This window comes from Weissella uvarum (genome assembly GCF_016908785.1).
In the GTDB taxonomy this organism is placed as follows: domain Bacteria; phylum Bacillota; class Bacilli; order Lactobacillales; family Lactobacillaceae; genus Weissella; species Weissella uvarum.
The window spans coordinates 70,478-91,704 of record NZ_JAFBEO010000006.1 but is presented as its reverse complement, the minus strand read 5'-3'; the positions used below and the strand labels follow the sequence as shown (position 1 = coordinate 91,704).

Here is a 21,227-nt window from a genome sequence, read left to right as displayed (position 1 = left end):
CTCTATTCTGCAATAAACTTAATTCTCTTATAGGTTGTGTTTTGTTTGCCTATAAAATCCCCTAGGAATTTTCCAAGGTTTGCTTGTACATATTCTTCAAGATATGCATCAACACGTACCTTGTTTAACCTTAGTTGGCCTGAGAAATATAAAACAAGTTCATTATCACTAGCGTTATCTTCTGTTACTGATTCCATAGTTTGATGCGTTAATTTCCATCCATTATTACGTTCACTATTTGCAGTGATTGTTAATGTACCTATAGTGTTCAAAGTAACATCTGACGTATAACTCACTACAGACTCATATAACGTTACTATCTGAATATCATGATCAAAATAAATGGTCTTTCCCATTATTTGCGTTCCAATTGGGAAGAAACTTTCGGGAAACTCTTTACCAATAAAGTACTCACTATCATTGCTTTTTGGTGTATAGTACTTTTCCCGTATATAAGATGCACCTGTATACAACCCTAACTTCAACATAGGTTCAATAATGTGCTTTTTAGCATCTTTAATTGACTTATCAAAATATCTGCTCTCATGGAAAGCGCTAATTAAATTATCTGTTCTACTGTTTTTAGTCCAATTATCAAAGACTTGTTTATCTGAGGCTTGATTGAGTAAGAACTGTGGATAATAAATTGGAAATTGTTCTTTTGCTGACAAAATTATCAAAGCAGGATTATTTTCACCATTATAAATCTGATAAAGGTTCGTCAAACCAACACTAATTCCTTTAGCATAAACTGAATAAGCAGCTTGTAACATAAGTTTGTTCATCTCATCTGAGCAAATGAAATCCGTAATATTTTGCAGTACTTCTGATTCCAAATCATCATCATTTGAATTGCTTTCAACTAGATGATCAATAAGAGTAATTCTAGCTGTTTGTAGATATAGTCGGAATTTATGAAATTCAGGTGATTGGGGATTGTTTATATTTTTCCAAATGCTATCTATTTCGTTTGCTAATTCAGTCGGTGTGACTGTGGGGATTTGCAACTTCATCTAATCACTTCCTTAGTCTATTAATAATGTTTTATATTCTTCTTGGAATGGGTATACCATTTCTTTAAATGCTAATCGGTCAACCCAAGTAGGCTTATCGTATACTGCATCCTCCATAACTTTAGCTGAAGGATATTTTGTTAAAAATTTCTCTTCTAATTCGATTGGGATAGTAATCACTACTCCAACTTTGGCTCCATTTTGAATCAAAGTTGATACTTGTGAACTCATCTGTAAATGAGCATCAATTACCGGGAATATTACTTCATCGTCATACGGGTTTGCTCTAGAAAAAAGTAGATTCTTTAAAGAGAAAACAGGTACTGGTATTACTTCAGACGTATATGCAATATTCATATTTTCTGCTATCTTATGAATTTTCTTGCTTACGTCAGATATTTCAACATTCTTGAGCGAAATTCCATACATTTTTAAGTTCCGCTTATTTTCTTTATTCATCATTAAAAGTTTTGATGCCTTAGTTGTCATGTTCCAAATGACTACACCAGTAAGTAAAATCTGAATACAATACAATGCGTTAAATAGTCCACCAGGTGAAAAAATAAAACCAAATGTCAGGAATAGATCAACACCAAAAATGACCTGTAGTTTTAAATTTGCACGACGATATTGACTATAGTCTGTATACGTAAATGTTCTACTTCCTTTTACGATGAAACTATTCAATTTACTTGAAACTTTTTCAGCTGTTTCTATTGTCTCATCGACAATTTTGCTGTCACTATTTTTTGTTCTCATACAAAATAATCCCTTCCAATTTTTCGTTATATTAATTATCTCATTAGTTTTGTTTTTATTGTTCAAATCAAAAAAAGCCCCTTTTTAATAAAAAGAGAGTTAACTGGAAAATTAAATCGTGCCTTTTTTTATTGCCAATTTAATTTTCCAGTTAATGATAATATAGCTTTTAAAGAGATTAGCGATTAGGAAACGTTTTATTTTCTTAAACATTAACAAGTTCTTTCTTAGTCTTCTCAATAATATTTCTTAGTCTTTTAAGTTTATTTTCTTAGTCTTTTTAAGAGCTTTACGTGTACATCATGTTTTCCATTTCGTATACAAAGTAAAAGTCTCTTATTGTTGTGAATTAGCGTCATTTCAACGTTGTTAGTCACAAATAAATACAAGCGAGGTCTTACTTCTATGGTAATAGCAAGTGAAAAAATATTAGCAACAAATACAGGCAAGGTTAGGTTGTCACCTGTACACATCAATTTGCTGATTTTGTTGTCCAAAACAGATGGGTTAAATATGTATCAACTGCAAAAACTGTATAAGGGGTTAGTGAATAACGAGTCTTCTATTTCAAGAGCAACTATCTATAAGTGGGCAGAATCTAATCTACTTAATTCACACAGAATTAACCGTCCAATTAAAACAGTCTTATATAGTTTAGGTTCCAAGGCAACATCATTATCTAGTTATTTTAATGATGGTTATATATCTGATATGGGTAATTATTCTGAACATAAAAATCTAGTTTCTGCTGTTAAGTTTAGTTTTTTTAACTTGTTGATTGAAATAACTAAGAGTCAATATGTTGTAGAAAACGGTGGCTTTGACTTACTAGGATATAATCAATTTTTGCGTTCTTACTTATACAACTTGAACGTATTTCAGGTTAATTCAAATGTGGATACATTCATTCCAGATATTACTCTGACGTTTGATTCGTCTGATTCTGCAATACCATTCAACATATCAAAATGTATGGATATTCTTTTACAGGATGGATCATACAACAGTATTGATGAAGCGTTACATAGTTCATCTGAATCCGAACATATTGAAAGTGTGGCCCCTATGAGGGCATCTGCTATAAATACAGTAGTAAATCAGTTAGATATAGAAGAGAATAACCCGACACTTGAACGATTGAAATTAGGTGCAAGTTCTTCTGACGATTTATCAGATAATCCAGAGATCCCCTCTGTGCATCTCCATAATAAAGTAACAGAATTAGATTCTATCGAAGATAGTGTTGAACCTATCTCTTCTGATGAATCATCTGAATTGCACAGCCATACCAATAATGATACCGAGGACTTTGGGACTGGTCTCTTTTCACGTTTGAAGCATGCAGACACCGAGGTATAGCGAGGCAGACATGATACACAAAATTGAAATTGAATATGATAATAGTACAGAGGCAATTAACGTCTTGTTAAACAAAGTTAGCAATTACTTAGACCAGGCAAAACGTAATCCCCAATGTTATTACACGGTGGTGTTCATCTTTAGAGACGATAGCATACAGTCTTTGTATACTGATAAAACTATCCCAGTATCCTTTAACGATACACCTAGGAGACTCAAGAACTTTGTAAATGGGTTTGGTAGTGTTGAGGCTTTAGTGAATGGTTATCTAGCTCAAACAAATATGGAGCTTTATGCCATCCCCCTAGTAGCGGCTGGAGAAGTATTGAACCTCTTAGGCTTTGTACACGGGAAGCAAAATGAACAAAGATTCTCAGCAGCCATACAACGACTAACGGATGGCATTGAACAATCACAGGAGCGTACAATCTTTTTCGCCCAGGAGCCATCTTTTTTAGCAAAGAACAGTGTCATCCTTGGAACTATGCATCCCCTTGATGAAAAGCCTCACTTAGTAATTGGACATCCATATGGCGAGGTCTTAGGTCAAACGCTGACAAATGTCCCTCTATCAGTACGACCTGACATCAGTATGGATCCATCAGCATATTCAGATAAACCAATTATTCTTAATGAATTCATGTCATTAACTCACTCAAAGTATTCGTCATGCTTATAAAGCTATAGCACTTTCTTTTAATTATCAGTATAACTGCCTTATTATCGTCAAATTGCGATGGAAAAACCGCGCTAGCACGTGTAATTTCGGCAAAAATAAGATAAACTATACTTTGATGCCCCAGTTTAAGGTGTTTTTAACAGTAATTACTGTAAATCGTTCACTAAAAACGTCCAGCATATTATGAATCATAATTATTACTACAAATAAAAAGAGGAATTATACTTTATGCGATACGCTGAAATCATAGATAACCAAATTAAAAGTTTCTATATTGTGTTGATGCGTGATATTAAGTCGAAGAGTTTAATGCAGTTAAGTAAACAATCCGGGATCACTTATCAAACACTCACTAACATGGCCAAAGCTTACGAAGAGACTGATGACGTCACTTACCCTGTTGCATGGCTTACTATTAAGCGCATGTTACGTTACTTGGACAAGTACGAAGCTAAGAAAGATACTTTCCCTACTGCCTCTGTAGTAGATTATGTAGAGTCTGCTGCTTATGAGCTCATCTCTTTGGATAAGCACTACCTAAGAGGAGACGTTCTTGAAGAATACGGAATTAACAATATCTCTTTCAGCCGCTTACGTAGCCGCTTGAATAAAGGCGTTCCAAAAGATGAGCTATTGGATACCTATCCTTTAGAACCAATCCGTATGCTACTCAATCTTTACGCATCTAACGCCTATAATGAGCGTTGGCTATACAGCAAAGACCCTGAAAAGTTTGAAGAGGAGTCTAAGTCAACTTATCGTGAACTATTTGACTTAGCGCAAAAGTACGGTTCTCAAGCTGTTGTGAACATTACGGATATTACACCCGATGAAGCACATAAGCTATTTGATAGTCCTGACCGTACCCGCTACTCTAAGTTGAAGCTTGATCAAATTGTTCGTCTACATGAAGTCAGCTACCAACTACAAGAAGAGCGTGACAAAGAAAAAGCAAAAAAAAAATCTAAGGATTCAGCCAAGGCCTAAATAAAAAGCACCCCATTTGATATGAGGTGCTTTTTTTATGCTGTTTTATTCTGCTTTCTTGGCATCCCCGGTCTTATAGTCAATCACATAACCAGGTTGGACGTTTGGCACAAAAGCATTAAAGTCTAGTGCGCCATCTTGTGACTTAGCTTGAATGTGCATCCCTGATGGTACGATATTGTCTTGATCATAAATCGGTGTGACTTGGTATCTTACTAGCATGTTCTTATCTAGCGCTTGTCTAACAAGGCTTTCATAGTAGTTTTGACCCCGATTAGTTGAATCCCCCATAGATGCTTGGTTAGACCAGGCTGTTTGAGTCACGATGTTTTTAGGGTTTGCCTCTGAAGCATCAAATCCTTTAATGCTACCAGCAATCGCATAACCAATAACATGGCCCCGGTTGTATAACATGTTAAAGGCATCCCCAGTTCTCTGGTTTTTGAATCCAGGTGGTGTCATCTTCTTATCGTTGCCAGTCTCTTCTCTACTTTTATACTGACGACTAGACTTATTCAACAAGGCATCTGCTTTAGCGACCCGGTCTTTTGTATCCAGTGTATTGTGGACATAAGGTGCACTAGTAACATTTGTGTTTAAGTCTGAGTGCCCACCTTTCACATCAAAGGCCCCGTAACCACTATATGACACATTGCCCAATTGCTGTTTAACATTTGGTGTGAGTACTGAATTGGCTAACTCAGCATTGATTGTTGGCAGGTCCTTTTGTTTTTGCGCCTGCTCCGCATCTTTTTGCTTACTATCCTCTTCCGGGGATGGCTTATACTTCTTGGACTTCTTTACCTCACCATTGATACCAGCAACCATATTATCGTGATCACGCTGACTATCGGTTGAAATACCGGCAAAGAGTCCACCTTTACCCTTTGCCTTATTATTGCTCTCTGTTTTCTGCTGTAGCTTGTCCTTAGAGGACTTTACCTGTTTAGTGGCACTCTGAACAATAGAATCCCCTTGGAACGCCCAGCGACCCATAGAAGCCCCAAATACGTCATGTGTAGCCCCAAGCAGCAAGATTGCAATTGAGCCAACTGTTATATATATATTCTTCTTCAATTTCATGTGCTTACACCCTTTTCATTCATTACTTAATCATTATCCCATAGAAGCGAGAAATTTTAGGTAAAGCAAAAAAAGGGGATGCATCTCCAAAAAAGGACAAAAAAAATCACTCATCTATAAGACGAGTGATCTATATATCGTTGAAACGAATGTTCCTAGAACTTTCATTACACAAATAAAAAACATTTGGCGTAAAATGCTCTTTACTACTTAAAATTATACCTAAGCCTTACTGATAACACAATGCTTGAAGCAATATTAACGCTGCAAGATTGTTTGCACTTCTTTTTCTACCGCATACAGACTAACGTATTCATCATGATGAATATGAACTTGTAAGAATTTTGTGTAGCTATCTACTTTTTGATGAACTAAAGCATCATTACCGAAAATAATGCTCAACGCTGTCATGAATTGGTAGTAGTCCAGAAGTTTCAGTCCTTAGTCTATTTCACAGCGTCCTTCAATGCCTTACCAGGCTTGAAAGCAGGAATCTTTTTTGCTGCAATTTCAATTTCTTCCTTCGTTTGTGGGTTGCGTCCCTTACGAGCGGCACGTTCACGAACTTCAAAGTTACCAAAGCCAATCAATTGAACCTTTTCACCTGCGACCAACTTGCTTTGAATTGTCTCAAACACGGCGTCAACTGCTGCGTTAGAATCTTTCTTTGTCAATCCAGCCTTGGTTGCTACTTCATTTACTAAATCTTGCTTACTTGCCATTTCGCCTTCTCCATTTGAATGTATTTTTTTAATGCTTTAACAACGATTCTATCGTCTGACAACAGAGCTAGTCAACGGTTAGCGATAAAAATAAAAGTTAGCGCACAAATCCCTATTTACGAAACTGAGAGATTTTTTTCTTCATTTTGTGGAACCATGATGTTTTTCCTTTGGTGGCTTAACATCACCCTCTGTTGGATCAACTTTACCTTCTGCAATTAAGTATGCCTGATCACGTTCATACTGGTTCGTAGATAGATACAATATAGCTGCCATACACACTAAACCAAGAATTCCTGTACCGGCAATGATGGAAGCCATATGCTTTTTGAAAATCATCCCCATTGCAATACCAAAAACAAAGATAAATACCCATGCAAAACAGAAGCAACCGGTTTTATGGACTACCTTTTCGCGCCATTCTGTATGAGGCACATCAACCCACTCAACTTTTCTCCGCGTTAATACGTGGTTGGTAACCCAATCTACCAACTTCCATAATGGTATTAGTCCTCTTGGTACTGAACTGCATAAGAACGCTGACCATAAAAATTCAATCATAAATGCTATAGCAAGATATCCAGCCATAAGCATCACAAAAAGGCAGAGAAGTGTAAATATAACAAAATAAAGATAAAACAAATTTGCAATAGAATCAGTTTGATGAACCACCGGTACATTGTCCCAAATAAAAGAGGCCGCCAGAATACATACAAAAGAAATCACTGTAGACCACATCAACACAAACATAATGTTTTCATACTCAGTTTTCATGCTCTTAATTACTGGCTCAAGCACTCCTAATTGCCTTTGATATTGCTTACGTGTTTGCTCAAACGAATTATCAAATTCATGTATCATACGCATTTTATCAATGTCCAGATACCTATCTGATTCAATATATTCCAACGTATAATCTGCATCCCTACCCAATGCGACTAACTCAATGCCAACATCACTGCTTTGTAGATTATCGATAAACTTTTTGATCAAGACTTTAGCTTGTCCTTTGTGCATCTTCTCTTGTTTAGCAATGCTCTTGATTGCGTAATTATCATTTAGGAACCGCATGACCTGTCTTAAGTCTTCACGATGACCTTCGTTCTTAACCACTTGCCATTTTTGAACTAATTTCGATGACATAAATAGGACTATAAGAATACTTCCTAAAGTATCAACTAACGGCCCAAGTGCTTCTATAAGTTTACGTATTGTTTCAATCATTGGTTGTCCCCCAAAATATATGACACATGCTCATAATCAATATACATAAACATACATTCAGAAACAATATATTTATCGTTTAGATATTTTTTTGAACAAACAAAAAAGACACCCTGGGGATGTCTTCATTAATCCATTATTAATCCGTTAAGAACGTCTATACACCGGCATTTCAACGGTTTTTATGTTATAATACACATATGGTTATTTGAGATGGTGGCTGAACTCTTCCACAAGGGGGTGGTGCTTATGGTGTAATTACCTTTAAGCAAAATCTACTAGAAAGGAGCTTAGCCTGTCATGTCTGTATCCGATGCATTAACACTTATGTTAATGTTTGGATCTTTCTTGATTGGATTGTTGGAATATATCGACAATCACAACAAGAAATAAGGACACAAAAAAAGCATCTCATTAAACTCTAGCACGTTTGGGAGATGCTTAAAATCTTCATAAACTGTCAGCTACCGTTTAGATAACCTAAAAGCCTAAGTGTACCCGCACTTGGGCTTTTCTTAATATCTATATTGTACAATCGATACACAATTTATGCAAGCCAGGTTCCGACTGATTAACCATTCTTCATCCCCATTGATAGCAACAAATAAGGACACAAAAAAGCATCTCTGTAAACTTTGCCAGGCTCTAGTAAGTTTGGGAGATGCTTAAACACAAAAGTGTTTCAGTAAAAGTAGACTTTGAATTTTAAGCCTATCTAGGTGTAGTGACCTTAATAGATTTATCTTACTATAGAAACACTTTTTTATGCAAGTCAATTACCGGCTGATTAACTGTTCTTCATCTCAACTATCGTTTAATCAATTAGCTCAACATAATTAATATCAGCAATCGTCACGGTTTGAGCACCAATAAACGCTTCGTCATCGATATAGCCATTTACCTTACCTTTGAGGACTGGAGAGTACATTCCCTTGATGTCCTTACGATTAAGTTGATAGGCAACTTGCTGATGATTCCGATAGGCATCAAATAGCACCTGGGTAATCTCTTCTGTTGTCATTTCCTTTAATTCTTGCTGTTCCATTGCTCTTGCTCTCTTATTTGTATACTTCTCTACATCTTCGACATGATCAGATAGATAAAACCCCTGCCATTTTACCATCCCTCGGTCATGATAATCGTGTTCAAAGAAGTACTTGGCTCTCTCTCTAGCTAACTGTTCTTCTTCATCCATATGCATTACCCCCATTATGGCCACCAACTAACCCGGCACGTTGAATCATCGTTCCACCCTTAGACTTTGATGACAGCTTAACTAATGCTGTTGTGCCAAACTTGTGTCGGATATCGTCAATGGTTGAATCAATTTTATGTTGTTTAACGTTTGTTTCCACGGGGATGAACAAGTCAAGCTGTTCATGTCCATCAGCCTCTAACTTGCCTACAGATACACCGATATTCCGAACTACTTGTCCTTCATAGTGGGCATCAAAAATCTTATAAAGCGCATCTACTATCATCTGAGAGTTATTAGTCGGGCTAATTTTTGTCTGAGCAGAAAAGCCTGGGACGGTTTCTGACATAGCACTGCCGATGTACAGCGACACCACTCCACCCATCTTGTGTTTACTTCTTAAACGACTAGCTACTTGCTCACCAATTTCCCGTATAACTGTCTTAATATCTCGTTCTAGATAATAATCCCGGGGCAATACCTGACTATTAGAGATACTGTTCTCTTTGGGGTGGTACTTATGACTAACGATACTTCTATCAACCCCCCAAGCCAAGGCCGTTAATTCATTGCCTCGAACACCTAACTCTTTTTTTAATCGGTATGGATCAAAAAAAGCCAAATCACGCATGCTGACAATTCCCAATCGGTTTAACGTCTTAGCCGTCCGCTTACCAATACTCCAAACATCTGTTAAATCGGTAATTGGCCAGAGCTTTGCTGGGACTGTCTCATAGTGCCACTCACCAATTAATGAATGATTCTTCTTAGCCTCTAAATCTAGAGCTAGCTTAGCCATGACTGGGTTCTCGCCAATGCCTACCGTTAAATATAAACCCATCTTATTTTTGACTTCCAGTTGAATTATCCTGGCCAACTTCTTCATCGTCAAATCTTGGCCAAACCTATACTTCAAATACTCCCAACTAGACGTCACATCAAGCAGTGATTCATCAATTGAGTACAACTGTAGGTCATCATCCCCGACGTACTCACGAAAGACATCATTGATGCGCTTGTTCATAGCGATATAGTAATTCATACGCGGGGGCTTTATGATGAGCCTAGGGTCATCTGGGACGTCTCTACGCCTATCAACATTCTTAATACCCAAGTTCTTTTTAGCCATTGGGGATGCAGCCAAGACTAATCCACCATTTGTATTTTCCGCTTGGCTCATGACTATCAACATTGTTTTCATTGGATTCATCCCCAAAGCCACACATTCACAACTGGCGTAAAAAGATTTAGTGTCAATCATCATGACTTTTCGCTGGGGCTCATGTTCTGTTGGATCTAACATACTCAAACCTCACAACTAATTAATTAACTTAAACTTAATTATAATAGGTTAAAGTTAGATTTACCACCACCAAAATTTTCCCGGCACTTCGTTTATTTGTCCAAGATTTATACATATTGACTTCAATTTAATAGTCGTTGTATAATAAACCCATAGCAAATATTTAGCTCCCAATTAAATGGTAGCTTTTTATAAGATAACTGAGTATGCCTACCCCCCTAGCAACATATTCAGTTATCTTAGAGCCTATCTCCGGCCGTGTACCGCACTCCCTAGTGCGGCTTTTTTGCGCTCAAATAATTTATACCTAACTTTAAATCCACATAAAATTGATTTTAAACAAACAAAAAAGCACCTGTTCATCCAGGAGCTTTTCTTTGTGCTTATTGTTCACCAATAGTAACGAAATTGTACTGCTTCGCTATAATCGCATTCAATTCATTTAACTTCATGTAGAAATCTACTTAGTGATAATAACCCCCTCCAATGATGCCTAAGGGGTTTTACTATTTTAATTAAGATTCTTCAGGAGATGCTGCTTGATTTTCACTTTTAGTAGCATTGTCCTGATAGCTTCGTCTGAGCTTCTTCACCAAGTAGTCCGACTGGTGCTCAATATCAGGATACATTGTACCAGCATGGACACTTAGGCTTTCTAGTTGTGTTTCCATTCTCTTAATATTTTCCACCCCTGTGATTTTGATTGCAATCGGGTGAGGATTTTGTTGCATACCATACAACCGGGTTCTAGCTGCCGTTGGACTAAATGACGGTAGCCGATTGTTTTTAAGCGCTTGACTATTAATGCTGTCAACATACCGTGTTTCTTCTTGGTCATCCGTGATGGATTGAATCATCATTTCTTCTAAAGAGTATTGTATTTGGAAATTTCGACTCATCTCATTCAGGTCTTCAATTCTTGTTTTATTATCTATTGGAAAGGCTGGTAAAATAAATGCTCCCTGTTGTTGCCGAATACGGTCATTATTTTTCTTAGCATTAAAGATTTGAGCATTGGTTAAGACTTCATACACAGTAATTGGATTATCAATTTTAATGCCGTTGATTCGTCCACTTTTTTCAAGTTCAGCCAAGAATTTATCTGATTTTCTCAGTATACGCTCCATCTCTAAAACAGCTTTATACACTGCATAGTGTGCATTATCGTCTTGAATGAAGATTTCAATAGCATTTTCAAAAGAAGTATAGAATCCTAAGTGTTCAGGCTCATCAGCATCCCCCCATAAATTATCTTTATCACTCAGATAAGACACCATCTGTTCAACATTGTTTTTATCCAATTCTTCAAGGTTCTTCAAAATGTCTATAGTGCCATTGATTTTTGATTGAGTAATTTCCGATATCTCAAGATTTACCTTAATTATCGCTTTATTATAAAAGTCCAAATAATTTTTGTAAAATACGTCTTCTGAATACTTTCGATCCGTATTATTGCCCTCTACAATTTTTCGATACATTGCTGCAGGGGACATAGCTAGCTTCATAGTCCTAATGAAGTCCTCAACATCGGAATTTGGTAGAAACTGCACACCGGCTTTAATTTGTTCAGCCATCCCCCCGGGCAGTTCTACGTTTATATTATTTTCACCTGCATCAAATACATAGACATAGACTGAATCATCCACATCCCCACCTTCCAAATTGTTTCTTTCAGTTTCGATTCGGTCTACCGCCCCATCCAATGCAAAGAAGAGCCCTACCTGTGGATTTATTGTGACATCCAATAAACGTGTCTTTGCAGAATAATGTTGTAAGTGGGTTAGTTTATCAAAGGGCGTTTCGTCATCCTGCAATTCTTGTACTGCATCAAGTAATAATTGTGCATAATACTCATGACTTTGTAGGCTAACTGGTCTATCACGATCTAGCGATGGCAGCATAAATTCATAGGGCCCATTTTCACCTCTAAACAAGAGACTATGTCCAACTTGCTGTTGAATATTTTGTACCGCATCCAAAAATTCTTGTAAAGTATCAACTTCAATATACTCATAATTACTTCCACGAACGTTCGAAACATTTTCTGCCATATCCATCCCCTTAAACTTTTCTTATTCTATTATACCCTAATAATTTAAAGAAGGTTTTGAGGTCTTGACCCTGTCAAGCCCCAAAGCACGTCTAAATAACATGTAGCTCAACAATCTATCGAACAGTAGGTAAAGACAATAAAACATTTGCATTTAAAAATCTGTCTCTTGCAATAAGTAAGACCATTCAGAGGACGTTCAAGAGGTTACAAAAAAGGCGCTAATCATTAAATGGTCAACGCCATTCAAAACACTACTTCATGAAGTAATGTTTAATTTTCTCCACAATCACACCAGCAACCGCGCTGATCACAATTTAGATTACGAAATAGATTAATGACATGGCATGCACCTCCAGTCTGTGTCTATTTCGGCCGTGGCACATCGAGAAGTATGTCATGAAAATAAATGCAAAAAACCACTCGTGTCCAAACGGGTGGTTTTTATCGAAAGTACATCCATGTCGCTCTCTATTTCGTAAACTTATTACGACATGTTCCAATATCGCTAAGAAGATGATGGTAAAATCCAAGACTGGCAACTATCAGCACGTCAAACTACAATTAAAATATAAAACAAGCTATAAACACTGATACATCAACGTTTATAGCTTGTTTTGAAATGGGTTTGATGGTATAATAAACATACAAGTTAACAAAGGACGGTGGCTGAAATTCCCCACGAAAGGTGGTGGTGTCTATGGTGTAATACCCATAAACCCCAAAATCTTAGAAAGGAGTTCAGTTAAAGATGTCTGTTTACGACGCATTAACATTGATGTTAATGTTCGGAACATTCTTGTTAGCGTTGTTGAGTTATATCAACGACCAGCACAAGAAATAAGACACAAAAAAACCGCCCTTGAACTTTGATAGGTTAGGCGGTTAATTTCGTAATTAATCAGTCACCGTTTGAAGTAACTTGTAGAAGCTCAAGTGTTCCAAGCACTTGGGCTTTTCTTTATGTATTCATTATACAATCGTTATCCGACTTATGCAAGTCGGGTATCTGCTATTACCTGTGCTTCATCCCTGTTACCAACAAGAAATAAGACACAAAAAAACCGCCCATAAACTTTAGCCGGTTTGGCGGTTAATGTATCAATTAATCAGTCACCGTTTGAAGTAACTTGTAGAAGCTCAAGTGTTTCCAGCACTTGGGCTTTTCTTTATGTATTTATTATACAATCGTTACCCGACTTATGCAAGTCGAGTACCTGCTTATTACCCGTGCCTCATCATTGTTACCAACAAGAAACAAGAAATAAGACACAAAAAAACCGCCCTTAAACTTTGATAGGTTTGGCGGTTAATGTAAAAACTAATCAGTCACCGTTTGAAGTAACTTGTAAAACCTCAAGTGTTCCCCACACTTTTATTATACAATCGTTACCCGACTTGTGCAAGTTGTGTACCTGCTTATGACCCGTGGTTCATCCCTGTTGAAAACAACAAATAAATGCATAAAAAAACATCTCACTAAACTTTGCCAGGTATTGAGATTTTTAAAAACTTCAATTAATCACGTGTTGAGGATAAATACTGATTAATGAACTGTGCCGTTTTCAATTGTCTTAGCATTCCTTCAATGTTACTTGGCTTTAGTGCGTCGTCCTCTTCACTAAAGTCCGCCCACATCGCATCAATCTGTTTTTTAATGTCATCCTCAGATACATCAATTTCCTCTTCGATAGATGGTTCCTTAGCTAAAATATTATGCTCAATCTCTTCCTTTTCAGATTCTTCGTTGTAAAGTACAACTGATTCATAAAAAGGCCTCAATTGTTCACAACCACCTGCTATCCCATGGGGGACCTTTTGTATCATCATCTGTAACTTGTAATTTAAATTAGATTTCAAATAATAATAATACGATTGACCAGTTAGTGGTTCTCCCATGCCCTCTACGAAGCCCATATCTGGCATGACAACCAATGCGTTTCGGCTATCTAAGAAAACGCCGTTAAAAGAGTCCACTAGTACATTTCTAAACATCAGATCAATATGACAAGTATTAATTCTTTTCCTAAACAGGTTAAGACTAAATGCCATCAATTCGTCCCTGTCCTCGTCCATATCTTCCAGCATAATAACAAAATCAGGATCCACGGTATAAACATAGCCACATTCATTTCGTCTATTTTCAAAATATTCCCAATTTTGTACTTCAGAGAGAACGCGACCATATCTCTGCTTAATCGGTAGATCAAGTCCCATACGTTTCTTCCAAAGAACTTCTGTTTGGCCAAAAGATGCGGTACTAACAATGCCAGTATTTACATCCTTATTTCTTGTAAATATTTGACCTGCATGAATTATTTTATTCCCTTTTGGATTTTTTGGATAATCTTGACTCAGAAAAACAGGTAATTCATCAGTATCGTATATTGTTATAACATCAATCTCTTTCTCGTCAACTGTATACGTATCCACGCTAATCTTGGGAATTACCCCACCTGATATGGGACACTGTCGCAAAGTATCGATTACCATCTGTTGATTTTTTCTATTTTCGTCTTCTAAGACACCTACACAGTCTTGGTCATCAGTTACTCCAATGATCAAGTAGCAATCGTCATGATGTGACGTATTGACGAAACTAAATATATCTTTTATCAGTTCCGAAGTTTTGGTGCTTTTATACCACTCTCGTTTGAAATCATGCATCTCATCCTCAGGTGTTTGTATTAATTGCATTAACTCTTCTCGGCTTATGCTCATTCCTATATCCTCTATCCTCATATGTTCGTATTGTTTACTTCACTCACCTAATTTAAAGTCATTATATCACTATCCAATAATGACTTTATTTTATGGAAATTTTCCATGAAGTATTAGCTTAGCTCTATATTAAACAAGCCAAGTATCTCTAGTGTCATGATAACGCAAAAAGATTTTCCTTAGTAAAAACGCATATAAGTATTCTTCAACCATATGACACGATTAATCAATCTCTGCTACAACTAAATAAATGCCAACGTTTAATTTCAGCAAATATTTCGCTTGTAATCTTCCGCACTTAAACTTACAATAAATAAGTGACATCAAGAGATGTTCAAACTTCAGAAAGGAGCCTACTAAATGATTAATTGGATTAAGGACAAATGGAGCTTAATCAAAGAACTATTGGCACCACGAGAACAAAAAACAATTGAATGTGGGGATGCGCCAGTTGTCATAAATGGCAATAATCGTAATTGTATATTCAATATTCAGATGAGCGCCAATGATCAAAACGAGCGAGAAATTAGTCAAGATAATCATACATAGCAAAAATTCAATAGATACATAACAAAACAGTTAATCTGACTATAAAAAAAGGGCGCTAACCAGAAACCGGTCAACGCCTTTCAAAACACTACTTCATGAAGTAACGTTTAATGATCTCCACAATCACACCAGCAACCACGCTGATTACAACTGAGAGCACGAAATACATTAGGGTCATCTAAATAACCTCCAATCTGGCGCTTTTGTGATGGTGCGCCGCAGAAATTATAGCATAAAAAAAGCTTTTCAGGCCATCACACCCAAAAAGCTAAAAATCGAAGGTTATTTACCAACTCTTTTGTATTTCGTATTCACATTCTAACATGTTCCGATGCATTTTCCAATATTGTTGAGAAAATGATGGTGAAGCTCAAGATTAACAACTATCAGTGTGGTAAAGTCCTTCTTAGTAACCTGCCTATGTTGCATAACTTTGTAAGCAACAGGATTATTAAGAATGTCGTCAACATTTTCAAATATCACAACTAAACTTCATCAAAGTCGGTTTCCGAAGTATTAGCCATACGTTCAAACACGTTATTTAAAACGCCATTCTCCTCTAGAAAAAGGGTTTCAACCATCGAAGTATACTCCGCCTTAGGCACCATAACAACACTCTCCGCATCATCTGTTCCTACCTGCATCGGAAGTTTACTAGCTTTAACCATGTTTAGAACTTTCGCCCAATTACTTCTAGTCCAACTTGATGTAAATACCTCCATAATATAATGTCCTCCTCAATATAATGTCATAATCAATATTAGTTCATCTTCCACTTTCTACCCTAACGTCACTTTAACGTACTAAATAACGTACGCTATGAGTCGGATGATTGTATTCTAAAAAGAGGACTTATCAAATTGAAAATTAAGCGTTCCTCTTATCTCACGAATTTTATTATAAACAGCAACGATGGATAGGGTGTCTAAGACTATTGGATTGGATAGATTGACATTCTATGTCAGGCCAATTAGGTAATTGTCTTATTTGTCTTGCTGAAACACGATCAACTGTTCTCCAACGACCACTTAACCGTTTTGTCTTTTTACGACGCATTAACATTGATGTTAATGTTCGGAACATTATTGTTAGCGTTGTTGAGTTATATCAACGACCAGCACAAGAAATAAGGTACAAAAAAACCGCCCTTAAACTTTGATAGGTTAGGCGGTTAATGAAGTAATTAATCAGTCACCGTTTGAAGTAACTTGTAGAAGCTCAAGTGTTCCTGCACTTGGGCTTTTCTTTATGTCCTTATTATAACAATTGTTCCCCGACATGTGCAAGAAAGTTACCTGCGTATTTGCTGATATTCATCCCCAATAACAGCAAGAAATAAGACACCAAAAAACCGCTATACTCGACGTGTGCATTGGGTCGCACGCCAACTTTAGCACGTATAGCGGTTCTATCTTTCCAAAAGGTAGTGCTTACGGTGTATAACCCACTTGAGCAAAATCTTCTAGAAAGGAGTTCAGCTACAATTATGATACGATATATTCTGATTTATATCAACATCAACACAAGAAATAAGACATCAGAAATTTCTCCTTAAACTCTGGCTGTTACATGATTATTGCACTTCCAATCATTGATTGCGTTTCTCAATCTTTTTATACTGATAAAAAAGAGACCTACTTTTGTAGGTCTCTTTTGATCATGCTTTTATTGAGATTGTGAGTAACGACGAAAGCATGGTTGAAAGTTATTGCCAATCAACTTAAATAAGTTAAATCTATCCATGGCCTTTTTATCACCAGAGCGATGCACTCCAATATTACAACGTCCTAATGTGGCCGGCGACTTTGTTATAAATAAACTACCTGTTTGGTAATCTATTTCGATAAATTATTTATCACTCTTCGATTTTACTTGATTAATAGCAGATTTAACAAGGTTTTTAAGGCCCATACTCCAAATCACCCAGCCCATAAGTACCACACCCAAGGTTGTTAACCAAGCCTGTTGCTTGGCACCTGTATTTGGCAATACCTTGTCTACAGCCTTTGCTGCCATTTCAGGTAGCGTCTTTGCTGATTTTGAGCTTGATGAAGCGACGTTTGCATCCCCGGGCACATTTGCACCATTGCTTTGGCCTGTTCCTTGTGGGCTCTTAGCGTTGGTCTCAGACGCATTGTTTACGTCTCCTGGCTCTTGCTTGTTGTCTGTTGGGGTTGTTTCTTCAACAGGTTCAGTCTTGTCGTCTGGTTCTACAGCTTTGTTTGAATCCGGCTTAACGCTAGATGACTTGTCATCTGGTTCCTCAGGGGTCTTCTTTTCTTCCTCTGGTTCATCAGGTTTCTTGTTTTCATCTGGCTTAGGCTTATCTCCCTTTACCGGTGGAACAGGCTTAGATTCATCTGGCTTTTCGTCAGCATTCTTCTTGTAAGTCACTAATTCGTGCGTCACATCCTTAGTGTCTTTAGTAACCGCTACGCCAGGCACCGCTGCCTTATCTGCAGTCCATCCCGATACCTCAGGTGTATCAACGTTGCTAAATTGACCTGGTTGATATTCTGTCCAAGTTACAGCCCCGGTCACGTGATTAATTTGGCCAGTACGATGAATTTTTACGCTTTCTTCCTTAGAAGCACGCTTTGATGGTTCACCTTCAAATTCATAATCAATGACACGCTTCTTTGTCAAAGATGTGGCGTCACTACCATCAGGCCACTTAACACCATTTGGATATTGCGGATCAAGCGGTTGCCCAGGCTTACCTGGTGTATCCGGTGTAATTGGGCTTACTCGTGGTTTCAACTTCGTTTCAAAGTTTTGGTCTTTATCATCATCTTCGTCAAACACTAAACCATCCTTAGGGAAGTTTGTACCCTCAAGCTCATAACCGTTCTCCAAAAGTTCTTTAATACGGTCATTAGGTGTATAAGGTGACTTTTCACCTGATTTACCGGCTAATGCATCAACGGCAATCTCTTTACCAGTTGAAGAATCAATGAATGTCATCTTACCTTTTTGATCACCAGGCACGTAATCTACATAGACAGTCGTGTCACCATCTTCAACAGTGACATTTTCTCGTCCTGGCACAACCAACTTATCAGCCACCCAACCATTTGCTTTAGGGGAGGTCACAGCATCGTATCCGTTAGCTTTAGCAGTGAATGGTGTTTCTTCAACAATCTTACCTGTTACTTCATCCGTCACAATACGCTTAGAGAATACCAATGATTGCACATGGTCATTCATCCCTGGCATTGGTTGCTTAGTTTGAGCGTTACGGTATTGGATAGTTTGCTTAACTGTCTTTCGCAACTTATCCATCCCCATACCGTTTGTAATTTCAGGGGTGTGGGTCTTTAGCTTGTGGCCAAGTTCCACAACATAAATGGTTTCACCATCCTTGATAGTAATCTCCTTAGGAACGTTGTTTGTCTTAACCTCAAAGCCCTTTGATTCAAATTCTTTAATCTTATCGGCTGGTGAGTAATCTACATGGTTACCAATGTCACCATCTTTTGTGTCAGTGTGTAGGACTTCATTTGTTTCCGCATCAACATATTGAATTTTAACTGAGCCCTGGTCCGCAACATAAGTAATCTTTGTGTCCTTAGTGGCATCTTCTACCTCAGGTGCTTTGTAACCCTTCTTCTTGTCGTGAGGGTCTACCAAGTTCAAATCCTTACCATCAGGTCCTTGTGGTTTCTTGTTTGGCACGTAAGGAATCACAGCGTCATCCTTAATCTTAGAAGGATTCTTGTCATCGTTCTCGTATGATGGCATTTTATCTGAAACAGAAGCCTCGTCAGTCGTAAACTTACCAAGCTTTTCATATACATAGGTCACATCAGCTGTTTCACCTTCCTTAGGGAAATCAACATCTACAGAACGTAATGCATCTTGACCAGCTTTGTCTGGCGCCTTCTTCAAGACATATCCTTTAATGACCTTTGCTTGCGCTGTTGCTTTGTCTTTACCATCAGAGTTCTTTTCAGACCCCTTTGGCCAACCTGAAAGCGTCACAACATCATCAATTGACTTACCGTTTTCATCCTTGTAGTAAACCTTAACAGATGATTGGCCAGAAACATTTGCGACAGATCCATTTGTCTTGAAGTCATATGATTCCTTAGTTGGTAATGTTGTATTAAAGTCTGAATGTACATCATGGTCAGCCGATGGATCCGCAATCGTATAACGGATGTACATTGAAAGCTCTCCAGGATGCTTATCATAGTTAGCATCGATGTACTTAGCAGCCTCAGCACTATATTTGTATCCTGTTACCTTTTCAAAGAAGTCATGAACTGATGTCGCACCCATTTCCTTGTACTTGGTACTGTCCTTGAGTTTCATATGCTTTGACATGTCAAAGAAATCACCAAAGTAAACGGCTTGTACAACTGAATGGCCATCCTTTGAAATTGAATAACCCCAGTAATTTGAGCGCTTATCCTTTGCCATGGCATCCTTTAGGCGGGCCTTTACTTGGTTTTCCGTCAAACCTTCAGGCATTTCAACTTGCTTATAATAATCATTCTCATCACCATGATAGAGTTGTGTTCCGGTAATCAAGTTACCTTTTGCACCTTGCAGTGTCTTCAAAGGCAAGGCGTTGTATCCCTTATCCCCGGGGATGAGTGTCCAGGCGTTAAATCCAAATGAATCTAGCCCCTTAATCGTATCGTTCTTAACCTTGATGGTTGAACTCATCATGTAGTCATCAACACCAAGTTCCTTTGATGTCTTCTTAGCAGCTGTCGCATCCAAAGACTTTGTTTGACGCACATACATTGGCATTTCTAATACATTACCCTTTTGTGAAACGGCCATGTAATTATGCAACCCTGTCTTTGTATATGCTGGCTCCGTAACATCTGATGATAGTGTGGCCACCGTGTTACCACCATACTCAATCTTATTGGCCAAAGCCTCTACACCCGTTAAGGTCTTATTGATTTGCAACACGATGTTAGTACGTCGGTTAGCAGTCGCGGCTCCGATATTAAAATGTCCAGTACCTTCTGTGACATCTTTCAACACCCGGATACCGACACCTTTATCATTATCAGTACCCACAATCTCAAAACTACCTGTCTGGTCCTTAATACCAACACCATTTGCCAACACATCGTTTGAAACGTTTGTACCTTGATAATGCTTAATTGGTAGCCAAACAATGTCACCTTCCTTCAAGTCTTTGGCCGTGAAGTCAAAAGTATAACCGACACCATAGGCGGTTGTCTTACCTAAATTAATATTCCCTTTTAAGGTAGTCCCGGTCTCTGACTTAAATGTCAGTTTGCTGACTTTAAAGTGATCAGATTTATCGGCCTCATATACTGAACCATCTTCAACCATTAGCTTTGGTGCTTGATATGAAGCTTTTGATAACCCTTCCTCTTTTAGGCTAACAGGGATGCCGTCAATTGTTTCCGTTGAATCCGCTGATACTGGGGATGTCATCAATCCGAATGTGAATACAGAACTGAACAGCAGTCCTGCAATTACGCTTCTAGGTTTCATTACTTAATCTCTCTTTATATTATTTTTTAATTCATATTAGCGGACTAGATTCTTTGCTTTGAATATCGTCATAGTTCCGCCTTTTTTAACTTACTTGTG

At 37.7% G+C, this 21,227-nt stretch carries 19 protein-coding genes; 7 read left to right on the top strand and 12 right to left on the bottom strand.

Annotated features, from left to right (window positions below; genetic code table 11):
• Window positions 1–2 precede the first annotated feature (2 nt).
• Both JOC36_RS07485 and JOC36_RS07480 read right to left on the bottom strand, forming a co-directional pair.
• Window positions 3–1,013 carry a hypothetical protein gene (locus JOC36_RS07485; protein ID WP_205145876.1) on the bottom strand — a complete coding sequence of 337 codons (1,011 nt, stop codon included), beginning with the start codon at window positions 1,011–1,013 and terminating at the stop codon, window positions 3–5.
• A gap of 12 nt (window positions 1,014–1,025) precedes the next feature.
• The gene (locus tag JOC36_RS07480) at window positions 1,026–1,772 is read right to left on the bottom strand and encodes a hypothetical protein (protein ID WP_205145875.1); all 747 of its coding nucleotides are present in this window, start codon (window positions 1,770–1,772) and stop codon (window positions 1,026–1,028) included.
• Between the two features lie 405 nt (window positions 1,773–2,177).
• Between JOC36_RS07480 and JOC36_RS07475 the strand changes: the two genes are divergently transcribed.
• The 3 genes from JOC36_RS07475 to JOC36_RS07465 all read left to right on the top strand — a co-directional run bounded on the left by JOC36_RS07475 (window position 2,178) and on the right by JOC36_RS07465 (window position 4,797).
• On the top strand, window positions 2,178–3,131 hold the full coding sequence (locus JOC36_RS07475; RefSeq protein ID WP_205145874.1) for a hypothetical protein: 954 nt from the start codon (window positions 2,178–2,180) through the stop codon (window positions 3,129–3,131).
• Window positions 3,132–3,141: 10 nt separating this feature from the next.
• Window positions 3,142–3,810, top strand: a complete 669-nt coding sequence (locus JOC36_RS07470) for a hypothetical protein (RefSeq protein ID WP_205145873.1) — start codon at window positions 3,142–3,144, stop codon at window positions 3,808–3,810.
• Window positions 3,811–4,038: 228 nt separating this feature from the next.
• On the top strand, window positions 4,039–4,797 hold the full coding sequence (locus JOC36_RS07465) for a hypothetical protein (RefSeq protein ID WP_205145872.1): 759 nt from the start codon (window positions 4,039–4,041) through the stop codon (window positions 4,795–4,797).
• Window positions 4,798–4,842: 45 nt separating this feature from the next.
• Here JOC36_RS07465 and JOC36_RS07460 read toward each other — a convergent pair whose 3' ends face one another.
• The 4 genes from JOC36_RS07460 to JOC36_RS07445 all read right to left on the bottom strand — a co-directional run bounded on the left by JOC36_RS07460 (window position 4,843) and on the right by JOC36_RS07445 (window position 7,826).
• The gene (locus JOC36_RS07460) at window positions 4,843–5,880 is read right to left on the bottom strand and encodes a DNA/RNA non-specific endonuclease (protein WP_239517565.1); all 1,038 of its coding nucleotides are present in this window, start codon (window positions 5,878–5,880) and stop codon (window positions 4,843–4,845) included.
• Between the two features lie 258 nt (window positions 5,881–6,138).
• Window positions 6,139–6,291, bottom strand: a complete 153-nt coding sequence (locus JOC36_RS07455) for a hypothetical protein (RefSeq protein ID WP_205145871.1) — start codon at window positions 6,289–6,291, stop codon at window positions 6,139–6,141.
• Window positions 6,292–6,326: 35 nt separating this feature from the next.
• On the bottom strand, window positions 6,327–6,602 hold the full coding sequence (locus JOC36_RS07450; protein WP_205145870.1) for an HU family DNA-binding protein: 276 nt from the start codon (window positions 6,600–6,602) through the stop codon (window positions 6,327–6,329).
• Window positions 6,603–6,743: 141 nt separating this feature from the next.
• Window positions 6,744–7,826, bottom strand: coding sequence for a hypothetical protein (locus JOC36_RS07445; protein ID WP_205145869.1), 1,083 nt, complete (start codon window positions 7,824–7,826; stop codon window positions 6,744–6,746).
• 300 nt (window positions 7,827–8,126) lie between these two features.
• Between JOC36_RS07445 and JOC36_RS08850 the strand changes: the two genes are divergently transcribed.
• The gene (locus tag JOC36_RS08850; protein WP_205145868.1) at window positions 8,127–8,219 is read left to right on the top strand and encodes a putative holin-like toxin; all 93 of its coding nucleotides are present in this window, start codon (window positions 8,127–8,129) and stop codon (window positions 8,217–8,219) included.
• Window positions 8,220–8,640: 421 nt separating this feature from the next.
• Here the strand turns inward: JOC36_RS08850 and JOC36_RS07435 are convergent, their stop codons facing one another.
• From JOC36_RS07435 to JOC36_RS07425, 3 genes are all read right to left on the bottom strand, one after another.
• On the bottom strand, window positions 8,641–9,021 hold the full coding sequence (locus JOC36_RS07435; RefSeq protein WP_205145867.1) for a hypothetical protein: 381 nt from the start codon (window positions 9,019–9,021) through the stop codon (window positions 8,641–8,643).
• Window positions 9,014–10,324: a Y-family DNA polymerase gene (locus JOC36_RS07430; protein ID WP_205145866.1), complete on the bottom strand. Its 1,311-nt coding sequence runs from the start codon at window positions 10,322–10,324 to the stop codon at window positions 9,014–9,016. Before JOC36_RS07430 ends, JOC36_RS07435 begins: the two co-directional genes overlap by 8 nt.
• A gap of 515 nt (window positions 10,325–10,839) precedes the next feature.
• Window positions 10,840–12,375: an FRG domain-containing protein gene (locus tag JOC36_RS07425; protein WP_205145865.1), complete on the bottom strand. Its 1,536-nt coding sequence runs from the start codon at window positions 12,373–12,375 to the stop codon at window positions 10,840–10,842.
• A gap of 750 nt (window positions 12,376–13,125) precedes the next feature.
• Between JOC36_RS07425 and JOC36_RS07420 the strand changes: the two genes are divergently transcribed.
• A complete protein-coding gene (locus JOC36_RS07420; RefSeq protein ID WP_205145864.1) occupies window positions 13,126–13,218 on the top strand; it encodes a putative holin-like toxin in 93 nt (30 codons plus the stop codon).
• A gap of 674 nt (window positions 13,219–13,892) precedes the next feature.
• Here JOC36_RS07420 and JOC36_RS07415 read toward each other — a convergent pair.
• Entirely contained in the window at window positions 13,893–15,071 is a 1,179-nt protein-coding gene (locus JOC36_RS07415) for an AlbA family DNA-binding domain-containing protein (RefSeq protein ID WP_205145863.1), read from the bottom strand.
• A gap of 384 nt (window positions 15,072–15,455) precedes the next feature.
• Between JOC36_RS07415 and JOC36_RS07410 the strand changes: the two genes are divergently transcribed.
• A complete protein-coding gene (locus JOC36_RS07410; protein ID WP_205145862.1) occupies window positions 15,456–15,644 on the top strand; it encodes a hypothetical protein in 189 nt (62 codons plus the stop codon).
• Between the two features lie 485 nt (window positions 15,645–16,129).
• Here JOC36_RS07410 and JOC36_RS07405 read toward each other — a convergent pair whose 3' ends face one another.
• A complete protein-coding gene (locus JOC36_RS07405; protein ID WP_205145861.1) occupies window positions 16,130–16,366 on the bottom strand; it encodes a hypothetical protein in 237 nt (78 codons plus the stop codon).
• A 270-nt stretch (window positions 16,367–16,636) separates the two neighbouring features.
• Between JOC36_RS07405 and JOC36_RS08800 the strand changes: the two genes are divergently transcribed.
• Window positions 16,637–16,774 carry a putative holin-like toxin gene (locus JOC36_RS08800; protein WP_338061846.1) on the top strand — a complete coding sequence of 46 codons (138 nt, stop codon included), beginning with the start codon at window positions 16,637–16,639 and terminating at the stop codon, window positions 16,772–16,774.
• A 718-nt stretch (window positions 16,775–17,492) separates the two neighbouring features.
• Here JOC36_RS08800 and JOC36_RS07400 read toward each other — a convergent pair.
• A complete protein-coding gene (locus JOC36_RS07400; protein ID WP_205145860.1) occupies window positions 17,493–21,068 on the bottom strand; it encodes a mucin-binding protein in 3,576 nt (1,191 codons plus the stop codon).
• Window positions 21,069–21,227 lie beyond the last annotated feature (159 nt).

Bases quoted from the DNA above. Each gene is read 5' to 3' on its own strand.
- JOC36_RS07480 (WP_205145875.1), bottom strand. From the start codon at position 1,772: ATGAGAACAAAAAATAGTGACAGCAAAATTGTCGATGAGACAATAGAA.
- JOC36_RS07435 (WP_205145867.1), bottom strand. From the start codon at position 9,021: ATGGATGAAGAAGAACAGTTAGCTAGAGAGAGAGCCAAGTACTTCTTT.
- JOC36_RS08850 (WP_205145868.1), top strand. From the start codon at position 8,127: ATGTCTGTATCCGATGCATTAACACTTATGTTAATGTTTGGATCTTTC.
- JOC36_RS07425 (WP_205145865.1), bottom strand. From the start codon at position 12,375: ATGGCAGAAAATGTTTCGAACGTTCGTGGAAGTAATTATGAGTATATT.
- JOC36_RS07420 (WP_205145864.1), top strand. From the start codon at position 13,126: ATGTCTGTTTACGACGCATTAACATTGATGTTAATGTTCGGAACATTC.
- JOC36_RS07460 (WP_239517565.1), bottom strand. From the start codon at position 5,880: ATGAAATTGAAGAAGAATATATATATAACAGTTGGCTCAATTGCAATC.
- JOC36_RS07415 (WP_205145863.1), bottom strand. From the start codon at position 15,071: ATGCAATTAATACAAACACCTGAGGATGAGATGCATGATTTCAAACGA.
- JOC36_RS07450 (WP_205145870.1), bottom strand. From the start codon at position 6,602: ATGGCAAGTAAGCAAGATTTAGTAAATGAAGTAGCAACCAAGGCTGGA.
- JOC36_RS07475 (WP_205145874.1), top strand. From the start codon at position 2,178: ATGGTAATAGCAAGTGAAAAAATATTAGCAACAAATACAGGCAAGGTT.
- JOC36_RS07465 (WP_205145872.1), top strand. From the start codon at position 4,039: ATGCGATACGCTGAAATCATAGATAACCAAATTAAAAGTTTCTATATT.
- JOC36_RS07455 (WP_205145871.1), bottom strand. From the start codon at position 6,291: ATGACAGCGTTGAGCATTATTTTCGGTAATGATGCTTTAGTTCATCAA.
- JOC36_RS07445 (WP_205145869.1), bottom strand. From the start codon at position 7,826: ATGATTGAAACAATACGTAAACTTATAGAAGCACTTGGGCCGTTAGTT.
- JOC36_RS07430 (WP_205145866.1), bottom strand. From the start codon at position 10,324: ATGTTAGATCCAACAGAACATGAGCCCCAGCGAAAAGTCATGATGATT.
- JOC36_RS07485 (WP_205145876.1), bottom strand. From the start codon at position 1,013: ATGAAGTTGCAAATCCCCACAGTCACACCGACTGAATTAGCAAACGAA.
- JOC36_RS07410 (WP_205145862.1), top strand. From the start codon at position 15,456: ATGATTAATTGGATTAAGGACAAATGGAGCTTAATCAAAGAACTATTG.
- JOC36_RS07400 (WP_205145860.1), bottom strand. From the start codon at position 21,068: ATGACATCCCCAGTATCAGCGGATTCAACGGAAACAATTGACGGCATC.
- JOC36_RS07470 (WP_205145873.1), top strand. From the start codon at position 3,142: ATGATACACAAAATTGAAATTGAATATGATAATAGTACAGAGGCAATT.
- JOC36_RS07405 (WP_205145861.1), bottom strand. From the start codon at position 16,366: ATGGAGGTATTTACATCAAGTTGGACTAGAAGTAATTGGGCGAAAGTT.